The sequence below is a fragment of the Ruegeria sp. BHSA118 genome (assembly GCF_059613405.1).
On sequence record NZ_JBXWSM010000001.1, the window covers coordinates 102,213 to 114,795 of the forward strand.

Here is a 12,583-nt window from a genome sequence, read left to right on the forward strand (position 1 = left end):
TGCCTTTTTTGTTATTTATCTGTTTGCGGCGCTGATTGCGCGGCATCTTGTGCAAGCTGGGCAGTGGATGCAACCCGCGCAGCCAATTTTTCGGAAAAGCCGGACTGCGCCAGGGTGAAGGCCAGTTTGATCGCGGCTGACACGCCTGTTGCGTCAGCGCCGCCATGGGATTTCACCACGGTGCCGTTCAGCCCCAGAAACACGCCACCATTCACGCGTCGCGGGTCGATCCGTTTCTTCAAACGGTTTAGCGATGTGATAGCCAGAATCGAGGCCAGTCGGGATAGCGGGGAGTATTTGAACGCCTGCCGCAGCAGGTCACCGATCAGGCTTGCCGTGCCTTCGCCGGTCTTGATCGCGACGTTGCCGGTAAAGCCATCGGTTACAATGACATCCGCCTTGTCACCCGGGATGTCGCTGCCTTCGACGAAACCCACGAAATTAAAATTCGCCTGTTCTGCGAATTCCGCAATCATCGCGTGCGCCTCTTTCAGTTCGGCGCGCCCCTTGTGTTCTTCGGTGCCGACATTCAGAAGCCCGATTCGAGGGTGGCTCAGGGCCAAACCGTTGCGCGCGTAAGAGGCGCCCATCAGGGCGTATTGCAGCAAATCCTTGGCGTCGGCGCGCACATCCGCGCCGACATCCAGCATCACGTTGAACCCTTGAGGGTTGCGCGAGGGCCACAGTATCGCGATGGCCGGCCGGTTTACGCCCGGCAGTTTGCGCAGGCGCATCATCGACAGGGCCATCAGCGCACCGGTATTGCCGCAGGACACCGCGCCATGGGCTTCGCCCTGGCGTACCGCTTCCAGCGTGGACCACATCGAGGTCTCTTTGCCGTTGCGCACAACCTGACTGGGCTTGTCTTTCATCGTGACCACGCCCGAGCAATCACGAAAAACGACGCGCCCCTCAAGGACACGCCGTTTGGCGACAAGTTTGCGCAATACCTGTTCGGGCCCGTGCAGCAAGAACCTGATGTTCGGGTTCTTGTCGGCCGATTTCGCAAGACCGGCAACAACGACAGAGGGACCTGCGTCCCCACCCATAGCGTCGACCGAGATGGTTATCCGTCCGGCGTGCGTGGGCTGTTCAATCATGCCTTGGTCTGCGCTCGATCAGGCTTAGGCTGCGTCTTCGTCCAGATCGATTTCATCGGCCTGAACGACGACTTCGCGATCATCATAGTGGCCGCAGGATGCGCAAACGTGGTGCGGGCGCTTCAGCTCGCCGCAGTTCGGGCATTCGTTCGGGTTTGCAGCAACCAGAGCGTCGTGTGCGCGGCGGTTGTTGCGACGCGACTTGGAAACTTTGTTCTGTTGGACGGCCATGGTCTCAACCTTTGTCTGACTGGGGGTCGCAGATTCGCTGCCGACCCGGGTTTCGTAGTTCGTTTATCGTGGTTTGGCGCGCGTTTAGGCGACAGGCCCCGCAATGTCCAACCCAAAATCCAATGAGCGCGCGAAAATACTGCGATTCTCGGTATGTTCAAGCGATTTTTCTGACCGCCTGCTATGACAGGAAATCTGCGCTCTGTCACTCGTCTTTTTTTAGCACATCGCGCAATCCTGCCAATCCGGCGAAAGGTTTGGCGTCTTCGTCGGTCATCGCCTGTTTTCCGGGTTCGGTATAGTCTGCCTGACCCAGTTCCGCCCCCTCCTTGCGGGGATATTGCGGCAGGGCAAGCGACAGCGCCTCGATCATCACCAATGCGGGGTCGATTTCCGGGCCCAAAGGCTCGGATTCGTCATCCTGGGGAATTTCGAACTCGGGTTCATCCGGGTCGGTCCAATCGGCCAGAAAGGTGCGATGCACGGGAATGTCGATCCGGGACGTGACCGGCTCGAGCGTCACGACACAGGGTTGGATCACGGTTGCACCGAGTTTGCCGTTGAGAACCCAGTCACGTTTGCCTTGTGCGCGAAGCTCGCCGGAAAAGCTGAGTTTGCGCAGCCCCAGCAGCCCCAGATCCTGCCTGATATCATCCAATTCGGCGCTTGCGGGGCGCAGTTCAAAGGGTGTCGGGGCGTTCTGGGGCAGGTCAGCCACCCGAAATGATGTAACGTTGCCCATTCGTGAGCCTTTCTATGTGTTGAACCGTGGCAGCGGTTTCTGTAATCGGATAGAAGCCGCAAGAGGCCAAGGCAAGAGGGTGTGCATGTTGAAGGTAGTGAACCGGTTGAAACCAGCGACGAAATCGCTTGTGTTTGTTGCCTGTCTGGCTGCGGCCGGGGCCTGTACGCCGATCTACAAGAATCACGGCTATGTGCCCCCGGCCGAGGAACTGGCCGAAATCAAAGTGGGCGTGGATACGCGTGACAGCGTTGAAGAAGCCATCGGCGCACCGGGTGCGTCCGGGGTTGTACGGGATACGGGCTATTACTATGTCCGCTCGCGGGTCCGCCATTACGGCCCGAAACGGCCCGAAGTGGTGGCGCGCGAACTGGTTGCCATCAGCTTTGATCAGCGTGGAGTGGTCAGAAACATCGAGCGTTTTGGCCTGGAAGACGGCATCGTGATACCGCTGGAACGCCGTGTGACCGACTCCAACGTTCAGGACAAAGGCTTCCTGCGGCAGCTGTTGGGCAATATCGGCAACTTCAACCCGGCCAATATTCCTGGCGCCAACTGATCGCGCCGGAACCTTGCGATGGTCACAAGGCAGTCACATGTCTTGTGCTAACCGTGTCGTGCCGACACCCGGGGGTCGGCACCGGTGGAGGACGCGACCATGGCGGCGGCAGTTATGTTGAGCAAGGGGCGCTATCACGCCCGTAAGGCGGAATCGGCCGAGGATATCAGGGCCGCACAACGCCTGCGGACTTTGGCATTCGGCACCGGGCAACCGGACGTTGACGTTTTTGACGCGCAATGCAGCCATGTCCTGGTTGAAGATTTGCGATCCGCCGGGCGGCTGGTCTGCTGCTTTCGGATGCTGACAATGGATCATGGCGGTGAAATCGGACGCAGTTATTCTGCGCAGTTCTACGACCTGAGCTCGTTGGCAGGGTTCAGTGGCCGCATGGTCGAGATGGGCAGGTTTTGCGTTCATCCGGGTCTGACCGATCCCGACATTCTGCGTGTCGCCTGGGGGGCAATGACGTCCTATGTCGATCAACACAATGTCGAGATGCTGTTTGGATGTTCGTCCTTTGCCGGGACCGAAACCGGGCAATACCTTGATGCCTTTGCAATGCTCAAACATCGCCACCTGGCCCCGAAACGGTGGTTGCCACGGGTCAAGGCTCCGGACGTGTTCCGCTTTGCCGCACGTCTGCGGCGCCGGCCGGATGCGAAAAAGGCAATGTCGCGCATGCCTCCCCTGTTGCGAACCTATCTGTTGATGGGGGGGTGGGTGAGTGATCACGCGGTAGTGGATCGCCACATGAATACGTTGCATGTCTTTACCGGGCTTGAAATCGGGGCGATTCCTCCGGCCCGAAGACGCCTGTTGCGGGCATTGGCCGTTTAAGGTGAGTATTTCCGAAAAGGTGAAGACAGGGCGTTGACGCAGTGTGGCCGGCGGTTTAGCTGGCGGGCATGGCGAGAATTCCTTTGTTGCAGATGTCCGGCATATCCCTGACTTTCGGGGGCGACCCGGTGTTTTCCGAACTGGATCTGGTGGTACAGCCCGGTGACCGCGTGGCGCTGGTTGGGCGCAACGGATCGGGCAAATCCACGCTGATGAAAGTGATGGCCGGTCTGGTCGAGGCTGACCGCGGTGAAATTGTCGTGCCGCCCGGAAAATCCGTGGGCTATATGGAGCAGGACCCGACAATGGAGGGCTTTGCCACCCTGGGCGACTATGCGTCGAGCGGGTTGGAGCCGGGGGAGCTTTACAAGGTTGAACGGGCGGGTGCGGGGCTGAAATTCGATCCTGCGCGCCCGGTTGAGACTGCTTCGGGTGGTGAGCGGCGGCGGGCGGCATTGGCCAAGCTGATGGCCGAGGCACCGGACCTGATGCTGCTGGACGAACCCACCAACCATCTGGATATCGAAGCCATCGCGTGGCTGGAGCGCGAGCTTGGGTCGACACGAGCGGCGTTTGTGCTGATCTCGCACGACCGGGCCTTTTTGCGGGCACTGACGCGGGCGACTTTGTGGATTGATCGGGGCACTGTCCGACGGCAGGAGCAAGGATTTGACGCGTTCGAAGCCTGGCGGGACAAGATCTGGGAAGAAGAAGACCAGCAGCGCCACAAGCTGAACCGTCTGATCAAGTCCGAGGCCAAATGGGCGGTTGAAGGTATCAGCGCGCGGCGTAAACGCAATCAGGGCCGGGTGCGGGCCCTACAGGCGCTGCGCGCCGAAAAGGCGGCACAGATCAAGCGTCAGGGTTCCGCTGCGATGACGCTGGAGGCCGGACCAAAATCGGGCCGCAAGGTGATCGAGGCCAAAGGGCTGGCCAAAGGGTTCGGCGACAAGCAGATCGTTCGGAATTTTGATCTGCTGGTGCAGCGCGGTGATCGTGTGGCCTTTGTCGGGCCGAACGGGGTCGGCAAGACGACTTTGCTGAAGATGCTATTGGGGCAGGTGGAGCCGGACGAAGGCTCGGTGTCTCTGGGTACCAATCTTGAGGTCGCGGTGTTCGATCAGACCCGCGCGCAACTGGACCCTGAGATGAGCTTGTGGGACAGCCTGACCGGCGACCCGGATATGCGGGTTTCCGGCAAGGCCGATCAGGTGATGGTTGGTGGGCAGCCCAAACATGTCGTGGGCTATCTCAAGGAATTCCTGTTTGACGAGCGGCAGGCAAGGGCGGCTGTCAAATCCTTGTCGGGTGGGGAAAAGGCACGGTTGCTGCTGGCCAAATTGATGGCGAAATCTTCCAATCTTCTGGTGCTGGACGAACCGACAAACGATCTGGATGTCGAAACGCTGGATCTGTTGCAGGAGCTGCTGGACGACTACGATGGAACGGTTCTGCTGGTCAGCCACGACCGCGATTTTCTGGACCGCGTTGCAACGACAACCATCGCGATGGAAGGCAACGGGCGGGCGACGGTCTATGCCGGCGGCTGGTCCGACTATATTGCGCAGCGGGGCAAGGTTTCCGAGAAAAAAGACAGCAAAACAAAGTCTTCCAAGCCGAAGGTGAAGCAGGAAGCAAAAGCCAGGTCGGGATTGTCCTTTTCCGAGAAGCACCGGTTGGAAAAGCTGCCGGCAGAGATTGAACGGCTGGAGGCCGAGATTGCAAAGCTCGAAGAACTGATGTCCGACCCCGAGCTGTTTACCCGCGAGCCGGTCAAGTTCCAGAAAGCGACCCAGGCGCTTGTCGAACGGCAAGACAAGTTGTCGGCGGCCGAAGAAGAATGGCTGACACTGGAAGAGAAGGCCCAGGCTGAGTAGACGCAAACTGCGCGCGCCTTATCAGGCGGCGTTTAAAAGTTGCTGAAAACCGAGTTTCGCCTGCTGCTTCGGTTTTGCCGGGGACCGGGCCAGCCGATCCGCGCCATTTCGTTCAGCTTGATTCGGTTGCGACTCCGTCGATTGTTTTTGTTCAAATGGCGAGACGAAGCGCGTTCAAATGCGTCTGCGAGGGTTCGCGGCTGTTCCAAATTGCATGGAAGGCAAAAACACCGGGATGTGTCGCGACCAAATGCGCGTTTTTTGGGATGCATTCTTCTTCGGTGTAGGCGATGACTCCTTTGACCTCGGTGCGGTCAAAATCCACCTTGCCCGGGTGCCCCCCTCTTAGGGGCGCGATGACCCCGCGCTGCCTGACCAAAAAAACCAGGCGCTGCGCCCCGTGATCAAAGCCCAGGCGGATAGGCGGAAGATCAGGGTTATCGATGGGCGCGTATAGGCCGGGCAGGGTTTCCAACCACGGTCTCGCCGGCGGGAACGTCTTTTGTCACCACGCTGCCCGCTCCGATGATGGCATGGTCGCCGATTGTAACCCCCGGCATGATGATCGCGGCCCCGCCGATCCAGACGTTGTCTCCGATCCTGACAGGGTGGGCGACTTCGAGGCCCCGAGCGCGCAAGGCAGGATCTTTCGCGTGTTCGGCACAATAGATCTGCACCGCAGGTCCAAGCATCGTGTCGTTTCCAATCGTCACCGGCGCGGTGTCGAGCACGACACAGCCTGCGTTGAAAAACACGCGGTCTCCCAACGACAGGTTTATTCCGTAGGCACAGTGAAACGGAGCCTCGAGAAAGCAATCCCGTCCAACTCCCGCAAAAAGCGCAGCCAGTTCCGGCGCGATGGCCCCACGGGCATCCGGCGGGCATGTGTTATGGGCATGAACGGCCCGACGCGCTTCGGCGCGAAGCGCATCCAGTTCCGGGTCAAGGCAGCAATACCACTCACCCGCTTCCATTTTCTGCCGCTCGGTCATGAGCCCCGGTTTAGCGCATACGCAGGGCTCCGTCGATGCGGATGACCTCACCGTTCAGATAGCCCATCTCGACGATGAAGCCGGCCAGTCGTCCGTATTCATGCGGATCGCCAAGGCGGGCAGGGTTCGGGACATCGGCGGCAAGCTGTTGTTGCACCTCTTCGGGCAGGCCCGCCAGCATCGGGGTCATGAAAATGCCCGGCGCTATGGTCATGACACGAATGCCGGTCGAGGCCAGGTCGCGGGCCATCGGCAGCGTCATGCCCACGACGCCGCCCTTCGAGGCCGCATAGGCCGCCTGACCCTTTTGCCCGTCAAACGCAGCGATCGAGGCGGTGTTTATGATCACCCCGCGGACGCCATCCGGTTCGGGTTCATTCTTTGCCATTTCGGCAGCGGCCAGCCGGGACACGTTGAAGGTGCCAACCAGATTGATGTCGATCGTACGCTGGAAAGCATCCAGAGGGTGAGGGCCATCCTTGCCGACAGTCTTGATACCATAGGCGATACCTGCGCAATTCACCGTGGCAGTGATCTTGCCCATCTTATCCATGCCGTGGCGCACGGCCGCGGCCACCGACTCTTCGTCGGTTACATCCGTTTGCGCGAAATGCCCGCCAATCTCGTCGGCGACCTGTGCGCCACGATCTGCGTCACGATCCAGAATGGTGACCTGCGCGCCTTCCGAGGCGAAGTGGCGTGCCGTGGCTTCGCCCAGACCGGATGCGCCTCCGGTGATGAGGGCGGCAGTGGTGGACAGGTGCATGGTGAACTCCTCCCAAGGATATGAACACTTGTTCAATAACTGCATTGTGGGGCCAGTGTCCACATATTTGAGAAAGCAGGTTTCTGGTTGGCGGGCCATGTCCCTGGCCCCAATGTTCTGGCCGTTCCTCAACATTACTTAATGCCAACTTCACGAAAACGCGCCTGTTCGTGAGCGAAGAACTCAGAGCCTTTGTGTGTTTTTCCGCCAGGAGGATCTGTTATGGTAAAAAGTACGAAACACATACTGGGTGCAGTTATCGCTGTACCTGTTATTGGATTGGTGATGGTTGGCGATGCTGCTGCTGCACCGGAAACCTGCAACTGGAAGACGGCTCGGACTCTTGCCAACGCGGGGGACTATGCCGGGTTGTGCGATTGTGTGCAGATAACCCCGAGTTTTCTGGACAGGCTTCAAAAGCGGGCCGACTTTGAAACAACTTTGACTGTAACCGGGGCGCAATGCCCGGGGCTGGCGGCGTTGCTGACGGATTTGCCGACGGCAAGCCTGTCTGGTTCGGCGGAAAATCGGGGTGAAAGCCGCGGCTCTGAACCCGGTGGGTCTGGATTCGCCGATGCTGGTGGAGCTGTCGGAGGCGGTGAAAGTGGCCCCAGCGGCGCGTCTGAAGAAAGCGAAAACAATGGTGGCGGCCAGTCCGGCGGTGGCGGAAGCGAATCCGGCGGTGGAGGAGAATCCGGTGGTGGCGAGTCCGGCGGCGGCGAGTCCGGTGGCGGTGGTGAAACCGGTGGCGGTAGTGAAACTGGCGGTGGAGGTGAAACCGGTGGCGGCGGTGAAACTGGCGGCGGTGAAACTGGCGGTGGTGGTGAGTCCGGCGGTGGTGAGTCCGGTGGCGATGGTGAATCCGGCGGCGGCGGTGAACCCGGCGGCGGCGGTGAAGGCAAAGGCGAAGGTAAAGGCGGCAAGGGTAAAGGTGGTGGCAAGGGCAACAACGGCCATGGCAATGGCGGTGAAGGCAGCAGCCCGGGCCGCGGTCATAACGCCAACAATGACGAAAGTGGCGACCGGCCCGGTCGTGGCGGCGGAAAAGAACGCAGATAAGCACGGCTTACCGAATGAAAAGCGGCCACCCGTTTGGGTGGCCGTTTCGATTTCGTGTCTTTCAGCCTTGCCAGGTCAGCTCAGTTGAACCAGCGCGTGGCGCTTTTTGCCTGCGCTCAGTTTTGTAGGTTTCTTCAACTCTGACACGGAGACAAACGGGAAGTCTGTGTTTACTGCAACATCATTTACCAGAGCGCCCTTTTCTGAGATCAAGCGTTTAGCGTCCTTTCCGGACTTAGCGAGCTTGGCTTCAACAAATAGGGTGGCGGCAGAGCAGTACATTTCTTCGTTACCTTTGCCCAATGCGACTCCGGGCATAAGTTTCAATGAACTCGTTTCGAGTATAAACGATGGCAAATCGTCCCCAACTCCGCCCTTTTCAAAGACCTCGCGTGCAGTGGCCTCGGCATTTGCCGCCGCTTCGGCCCCGTGCAGCAGGGTGGTTACCTCATTGGCAAGACGGATCTTAGCCTCGTTGATCTCTGAACCCTCAAGCGCTGCAAGACGGTCGCACTCTTCGACCGGCAGTTCCGTGAAGATTTTCAAGAACCGGCCAACATCTGCGTCTGTGGTGTTGCGCCAGAACTGCCAGAACTCGTAGGCGCTCAGCATGTCGCCGTTCAGCCAGACCGCGCCGCCTTGCGACTTGCCCATCTTGCGGCCATCGCTGGTGGTCAGCAGGGGGGTGGTCAGGCCATAGATCTCGTGATCCAGCACGCGGCGGGTCAGGTCGATCCCGTTGACGATATTGCCCCACTGGTCTGAACCACCCATCTGCAGAACGCAGCCATAGCGGCGGTTCAGCTCGAGGAAGTCATAGGCCTGCAGGATCATGTAGTTGAACTCGAGGAAGCTCAGCGATTGCTCGCGATCCAGCCGAGATTTCACGGACTCAAATGACAGCATCCGGTTGACCGAGAAATGCCGCCCGATATCGCGCAGGAAATCGAGGTAGTTCAGGCTGTCCAGCCATTCGGCATTGTTCAGCATCAGCGCGCCGGTCTCGCTGTCGTCATAGGACAGGTACTTGGCGAAGACCTGCTTCATGCCCGCAATATTGGCGTCGATTTGTTCAGGGCCCAGCAGGGGGCGTTCATCCGATCGGAACGAAGGATCACCCACCTTGGTGGTACCACCGCCCATCAGCGTGATCGGTTTGTGGCCGGTCTTTTGCAGCCAGCGCAGTACCATGATGTTCATCAAATGACCCACATGCAGCGACTGCGCCGTGGCGTCATAGCCGATATACGCTGTTTGCACCCCACTGATCAGCGCGTCGTCAAGGCCCTGATAATCGGTGCAGTCGGCGAGAAAGCCGCGCTCGATCATCGTGGCGATGAAATCCGATTTGGGGTGGTAGGTCATATCGTGCCCTTTGGGTTAATGTTGCGGGGCACTGTATAGGCGGCAGCGCGTGGGAGGAAAAGCCACCTTTTCACCTCGGGGGCGGGGTGTGGTCGAGGGTGTCGATCCAGACACGCGCGCTGAGAAAAAAATTGCCGGGCCGGTCCGGAACGCTTGCCTTTGCGCCCCAACAGAAGGCACGTTGACCGGGCTGCAACCCAAAGGTGAAATCCCGTACCCGGAGGCGGCGAAAAACACAGCCAATTCAGGAGGCAGGCTTGGGCCAGACCATCGCGAAACACGGAAAGCTCCGGGCTTTGGGCGCAATGTCCGGCACATCGATGGACGGGGTTGACGCCGCGGTGGTGGAAACCGACGGGCATTCGATTTACGGGTTTGGGGAAAGCGGATACCGCGCGTATTCGGATGCGGAACGCGATGTGTTGCGCGCGGCGCTGGGCCAGTGGCACGGACCTCAGGCCGATGCGGCGGCAGAGATGGTGACAATCGCCCATGCCGAAGCACTGTCTGAGTTCGAGGATGTGGATCTGATCGGCTTTCACGGACAGACGCTGGCGCATGAGCCGCGCGGGCGCGGGACCTTGCAGGTCGGCGACGGGCTGGGGCTGGCGCAGGCCCTCGGGCGCCCGGTGGTCTGGGATTTCCGCAGCGACGATGTGGCGATGGGGGGCGAGGGGGCTCCGCTTGCGCCTTTCTTTCATTTCGCCTGTGCCAAATGGTTCGGTGCGGACCGGCCGCTGTGTTTCCTGAACTTGGGCGGGGTCGGCAACCTGACCTATGTGGACCCGGCGTTCGAAGGCCCCGAAGCGCCCGGTGCGTTGCTGGCCTTTGATACAGGCCCGGCCAATGCGCCGGTCGATGATCTGATGCAGGCCCGGCTGGGGCTTCCGATGGACCGTGACGGGGCGCTTGCGCGCGATGGAACGGTGGAAATGGGCGCGCTGGAGCTGTTTCTGGCCGAGCCGTATTTTTCCCGCATGCCGCCGAAATCCCTGGACCGGAACGATTTTTCGGAAATGATCGGTTTGGTCAAGGAACTCAATGACGCTGACGCGGTGGCGACTCTGACCGGTATGTGTGCCGCAGCAGTGGTGCAGGGGATGGAGCACTGTCCGAACCCTCCGTCCTGTGTGTTGGTCACCGGGGGCGGCAGACGCAACCCGGTGCTGATGGAGATGTTGCGCGTGTCGCTGGATTGCCCGGTCGAACCGGTTGAGGCGGTGGGGCTGGACGGCGACATGCTTGAGGCGCAGGCGTTTGCCTATCTGGCGGTGCGCGTCGCGCGGGGATTGCCGACCTCTTGCCCCGGAACCACCGGCGTAAAGGCGCTTGTCGGTGGCGGGGTCGTCAGTACGGTGTCGATGGACCCGGTCGGATAACGCGATCCGGAAAACAGTTCAAAAAAACAACTCTTTGTGCGACGATTGCCCGGACCGATGGATCAGGGGCATGGCAGTATGGCGACCAAGGCAGAGCTTGAGGCCGAGTTGGAGAAGTTGCGAAAGCGGAATGCGACGTTGGAGGCGCAGGCCGAAAAGGAAGCGGGTTCCGAAGATCCGCCTGAGGGCACCAAATCGTCGGATGAAATCCGGCAGCTGCTGGAAGACCACGGGATCGACCTGAGCCAGGTTCAGTCCTTGGGACATGACGTTGTCGAGGAGTTCGGTCGGCTTCAGAAAGACTATCCGATCACGGCGTTGCTGATTGCGTTTTCGCTTGGGTACGTCGTCGGGCGCGCGCAGGGCTAGGAGGCGGGTTATGAGCAGACTGAGCAAGAACCTGGTTACGATCTATCGGACCGAACGTTTGATCGCATGCCGCCGTCTTGGGGTGGTTCAGCAACAGACCATACTGATGGGCATCGCGGGCATCGCGGCATTGTCGGCGGTGGTGCTTTTGAATGTCTCCTTGTTCCTGGCGCTTCAAAGCTCGATGTCACCAGCTTGGGCGGCGGCGTTGTTGGCCTTTGGAAACCTCGTTTTCGCCGGGCTTATGGTGCTGATTGCAAGACGCCGAAATATCGACGACGAAGTCGCCCCGGCCGTCGAGGTGCGCGATATGGCCATAGCGGATATTGAAGACGAATTGGAGGAGATGACTGCAGAAGCCAAAGAGGTCGTGCAGGCGGTCAAGAGCATTGGATCGAACCCTTTGGGATCGGCAGCGACGCTGCTGGTGCCGCTGATCAATTTGTTGATCAAAAGCCGAAGCGACAAATAGGGGCGTAACCCGATGGTTCATCGACACACCGAAGCGCCCTTGCGGCGGGCTGTGTCAAAATGGAAATGTCCGACGTGATAGCGGTCGGCGTCGGGGCCAAGCACGGTTCCGAATATGCCGCAGGCACCATCGTGCAACTCTCGCAAAACAGCACTTTGCGCGTTGTTCCACCCGTCCCGGACCGTGATCTGTGTTCCGTCTTGTAGAACGAAGGTCGATATGTCGATCGCCTTTCCGCGCGCATGTTCCGAGATGCGAGAACGCGGCTGGTTGTTCTGGGTCTTGCAGGCATAGTGGCCAACGATCCGCATCCCCTTCAGCCCGCCGCCCATATCGGCAAAGGCTGGCTTGGCCGTGTTTTCGATCCACGTTTTCAGCGTGACCGCTGTCTGGCAATCCATCAACGAAAATTGGCTGAGAGCGATATCAGAGATTTTGTAAACCCGAACCGGGTTCGTGATCCTGCATCCGCGGGCCTTTCCCGCGACGGGCTTGCGCGTTTCACCCAGAATGGTCCAGTCGCCGCACACGGCGCCCCGCGCCTGCATTTGTTCACGGCCCACTTCGAATTGCCGAAACTTGCAGGGCCGCAGGGCAGGACGCCTGGAAACCAGCACCGCAGGTTCGACTGTCACGATCGGGTCAGCATCCTGGGCCGTTTCTTCCCAGGTCAGTTCTGGCGCAGTCAGATCGGAGGAAAGACGGGCCTCGGCGCAAGCGGGCTCTGCGCTGGCGAATGCTGCGCTTTGACACAAGAACAAGACAGTCAGCAGGACCTGCTTCATACTCACTCGTTACTCCGTCGCCTGTGGCTGCGTGTACAGAATGATCA

15 protein-coding genes are annotated in these 12,583 nt (G+C 59.8%); 7 read left to right on the forward strand and 8 right to left on the reverse strand.

The window, feature by feature from the left end; genetic code table 11:
• Positions 1-11: 11 nt before the first annotated feature.
• The 3 genes from plsX to AC2FNN_RS00545 form a co-directional block, all read right to left on the reverse strand.
• Positions 12-1,100 carry a phosphate acyltransferase PlsX gene (gene plsX / locus AC2FNN_RS00535; RefSeq protein ID WP_496755845.1) on the reverse strand — a complete coding sequence of 363 codons (1,089 nt, stop codon included), beginning with the start codon at positions 1,098-1,100 and terminating at the stop codon, positions 12-14.
• Between the two features lie 24 nt (positions 1,101-1,124).
• A complete protein-coding gene (gene rpmF, locus AC2FNN_RS00540) occupies positions 1,125-1,331 on the reverse strand; it encodes a 50S ribosomal protein L32 (RefSeq protein ID WP_496755846.1) in 207 nt (68 codons plus the stop codon).
• Positions 1,332-1,536: 205 nt separating this feature from the next.
• Entirely contained in the window at positions 1,537-2,073 is a 537-nt protein-coding gene (locus tag AC2FNN_RS00545) for a YceD family protein (RefSeq protein WP_496755848.1), read from the reverse strand.
• An 85-nt stretch (positions 2,074-2,158) separates the two neighbouring features.
• On the opposite strand from AC2FNN_RS00545, the gene AC2FNN_RS00550 reads away from it, so the two are divergent.
• The 3 genes from AC2FNN_RS00550 to AC2FNN_RS00560 all read left to right on the forward strand — a co-directional run bounded on the left by AC2FNN_RS00550 (position 2,159) and on the right by AC2FNN_RS00560 (position 5,349).
• On the forward strand, positions 2,159-2,632 hold the full coding sequence (locus AC2FNN_RS00550; protein WP_171631898.1) for an outer membrane protein assembly factor BamE: 474 nt from the start codon (positions 2,159-2,161) through the stop codon (positions 2,630-2,632).
• Positions 2,633-2,731: 99 nt separating this feature from the next.
• Positions 2,732-3,472, forward strand: a complete 741-nt coding sequence (locus AC2FNN_RS00555) for a GNAT family N-acetyltransferase (protein ID WP_496755850.1) — start codon at positions 2,732-2,734, stop codon at positions 3,470-3,472.
• 68 nt (positions 3,473-3,540) lie between these two features.
• The gene (locus AC2FNN_RS00560; RefSeq protein WP_496755851.1) at positions 3,541-5,349 is read left to right on the forward strand and encodes an ABC-F family ATP-binding cassette domain-containing protein; all 1,809 of its coding nucleotides are present in this window, start codon (positions 3,541-3,543) and stop codon (positions 5,347-5,349) included.
• A 151-nt stretch (positions 5,350-5,500) separates the two neighbouring features.
• Here the strand turns inward: AC2FNN_RS00560 and AC2FNN_RS00565 are convergent, their stop codons facing one another.
• From AC2FNN_RS00565 to AC2FNN_RS00575, 3 genes are read right to left on the reverse strand one after another with little or no spacing between them, the layout of a single operon-like run.
• Positions 5,501-5,824 carry a hypothetical protein gene (locus AC2FNN_RS00565; RefSeq protein ID WP_496755853.1) on the reverse strand — a complete coding sequence of 108 codons (324 nt, stop codon included), beginning with the start codon at positions 5,822-5,824 and terminating at the stop codon, positions 5,501-5,503.
• Positions 5,787-6,341, reverse strand: coding sequence for a sugar O-acetyltransferase (locus AC2FNN_RS00570; protein ID WP_496755854.1), 555 nt, complete (start codon positions 6,339-6,341; stop codon positions 5,787-5,789). Before AC2FNN_RS00570 ends, AC2FNN_RS00565 begins: the two co-directional genes overlap by 38 nt.
• Positions 6,342-6,351: 10 nt before the next feature.
• Positions 6,352-7,107: a 3-hydroxyacyl-CoA dehydrogenase gene (locus tag AC2FNN_RS00575; RefSeq protein WP_496755856.1), complete on the reverse strand. Its 756-nt coding sequence runs from the start codon at positions 7,105-7,107 to the stop codon at positions 6,352-6,354.
• A gap of 222 nt (positions 7,108-7,329) precedes the next feature.
• Between AC2FNN_RS00575 and AC2FNN_RS00580 the strand changes: the two genes are divergently transcribed.
• Positions 7,330-8,166 (forward strand): hypothetical protein, encoded by an 837-nt coding sequence (locus AC2FNN_RS00580; protein WP_496755858.1) that lies wholly within the window; start codon positions 7,330-7,332, stop codon positions 8,164-8,166.
• Positions 8,167-8,241: 75 nt separating this feature from the next.
• Here AC2FNN_RS00580 and tyrS read toward each other — a convergent pair whose 3' ends face one another.
• Positions 8,242-9,531, reverse strand: a complete 1,290-nt coding sequence (gene tyrS / locus AC2FNN_RS00585; protein ID WP_496755860.1) for a tyrosine--tRNA ligase — start codon at positions 9,529-9,531, stop codon at positions 8,242-8,244.
• A 305-nt stretch (positions 9,532-9,836) separates the two neighbouring features.
• Here tyrS and AC2FNN_RS00590 point away from each other — a divergent pair, with 305 nt between their 5' ends.
• From AC2FNN_RS00590 to AC2FNN_RS00600, 3 genes are all read left to right on the forward strand, one after another.
• Positions 9,837-10,910, forward strand: a complete 1,074-nt coding sequence (locus tag AC2FNN_RS00590; RefSeq protein ID WP_496755914.1) for an anhydro-N-acetylmuramic acid kinase — start codon at positions 9,837-9,839, stop codon at positions 10,908-10,910.
• A gap of 78 nt (positions 10,911-10,988) precedes the next feature.
• The gene (locus tag AC2FNN_RS00595; RefSeq protein WP_170344026.1) at positions 10,989-11,279 is read left to right on the forward strand and encodes a hypothetical protein; all 291 of its coding nucleotides are present in this window, start codon (positions 10,989-10,991) and stop codon (positions 11,277-11,279) included.
• A 10-nt stretch (positions 11,280-11,289) separates the two neighbouring features.
• The gene (locus tag AC2FNN_RS00600; protein WP_496755861.1) at positions 11,290-11,751 is read left to right on the forward strand and encodes a phage holin family protein; all 462 of its coding nucleotides are present in this window, start codon (positions 11,290-11,292) and stop codon (positions 11,749-11,751) included.
• Between the two features lie 17 nt (positions 11,752-11,768).
• Here AC2FNN_RS00600 and AC2FNN_RS00605 read toward each other — a convergent pair whose 3' ends face one another.
• Positions 11,769-12,536, reverse strand: coding sequence for an extensin-like domain-containing protein (locus AC2FNN_RS00605; RefSeq protein ID WP_496755916.1), 768 nt, complete (start codon positions 12,534-12,536; stop codon positions 11,769-11,771).
• Positions 12,537-12,583: the final 47 nt, after the last annotated feature.

Bases quoted from the DNA above. Each gene is read 5' to 3' on its own strand.
- tyrS (WP_496755860.1), bottom strand. From the start codon at position 9,531: ATGACCTACCACCCCAAATCGGATTTCATCGCCACGATGATCGAGCGC.
- AC2FNN_RS00595 (WP_170344026.1), top strand. From the start codon at position 10,989: ATGGCGACCAAGGCAGAGCTTGAGGCCGAGTTGGAGAAGTTGCGAAAG.
- AC2FNN_RS00545 (WP_496755848.1), bottom strand. From the start codon at position 2,073: ATGGGCAACGTTACATCATTTCGGGTGGCTGACCTGCCCCAGAACGCC.
- AC2FNN_RS00580 (WP_496755858.1), top strand. From the start codon at position 7,330: ATGGTAAAAAGTACGAAACACATACTGGGTGCAGTTATCGCTGTACCT.
- rpmF (WP_496755846.1), bottom strand. From the start codon at position 1,331: ATGGCCGTCCAACAGAACAAAGTTTCCAAGTCGCGTCGCAACAACCGC.
- AC2FNN_RS00575 (WP_496755856.1), bottom strand. From the start codon at position 7,107: ATGCACCTGTCCACCACTGCCGCCCTCATCACCGGAGGCGCATCCGGT.
- AC2FNN_RS00555 (WP_496755850.1), top strand. From the start codon at position 2,732: ATGGCGGCGGCAGTTATGTTGAGCAAGGGGCGCTATCACGCCCGTAAG.
- AC2FNN_RS00600 (WP_496755861.1), top strand. From the start codon at position 11,290: ATGAGCAGACTGAGCAAGAACCTGGTTACGATCTATCGGACCGAACGT.
- plsX (WP_496755845.1), bottom strand. From the start codon at position 1,100: ATGATTGAACAGCCCACGCACGCCGGACGGATAACCATCTCGGTCGAC.
- AC2FNN_RS00550 (WP_171631898.1), top strand. From the start codon at position 2,159: ATGTTGAAGGTAGTGAACCGGTTGAAACCAGCGACGAAATCGCTTGTG.
- AC2FNN_RS00590 (WP_496755914.1), top strand. From the start codon at position 9,837: ATGTCCGGCACATCGATGGACGGGGTTGACGCCGCGGTGGTGGAAACC.
- AC2FNN_RS00605 (WP_496755916.1), bottom strand. From the start codon at position 12,536: ATGAAGCAGGTCCTGCTGACTGTCTTGTTCTTGTGTCAAAGCGCAGCA.
- AC2FNN_RS00570 (WP_496755854.1), bottom strand. From the start codon at position 6,341: ATGACCGAGCGGCAGAAAATGGAAGCGGGTGAGTGGTATTGCTGCCTT.
- AC2FNN_RS00560 (WP_496755851.1), top strand. From the start codon at position 3,541: ATGGCGAGAATTCCTTTGTTGCAGATGTCCGGCATATCCCTGACTTTC.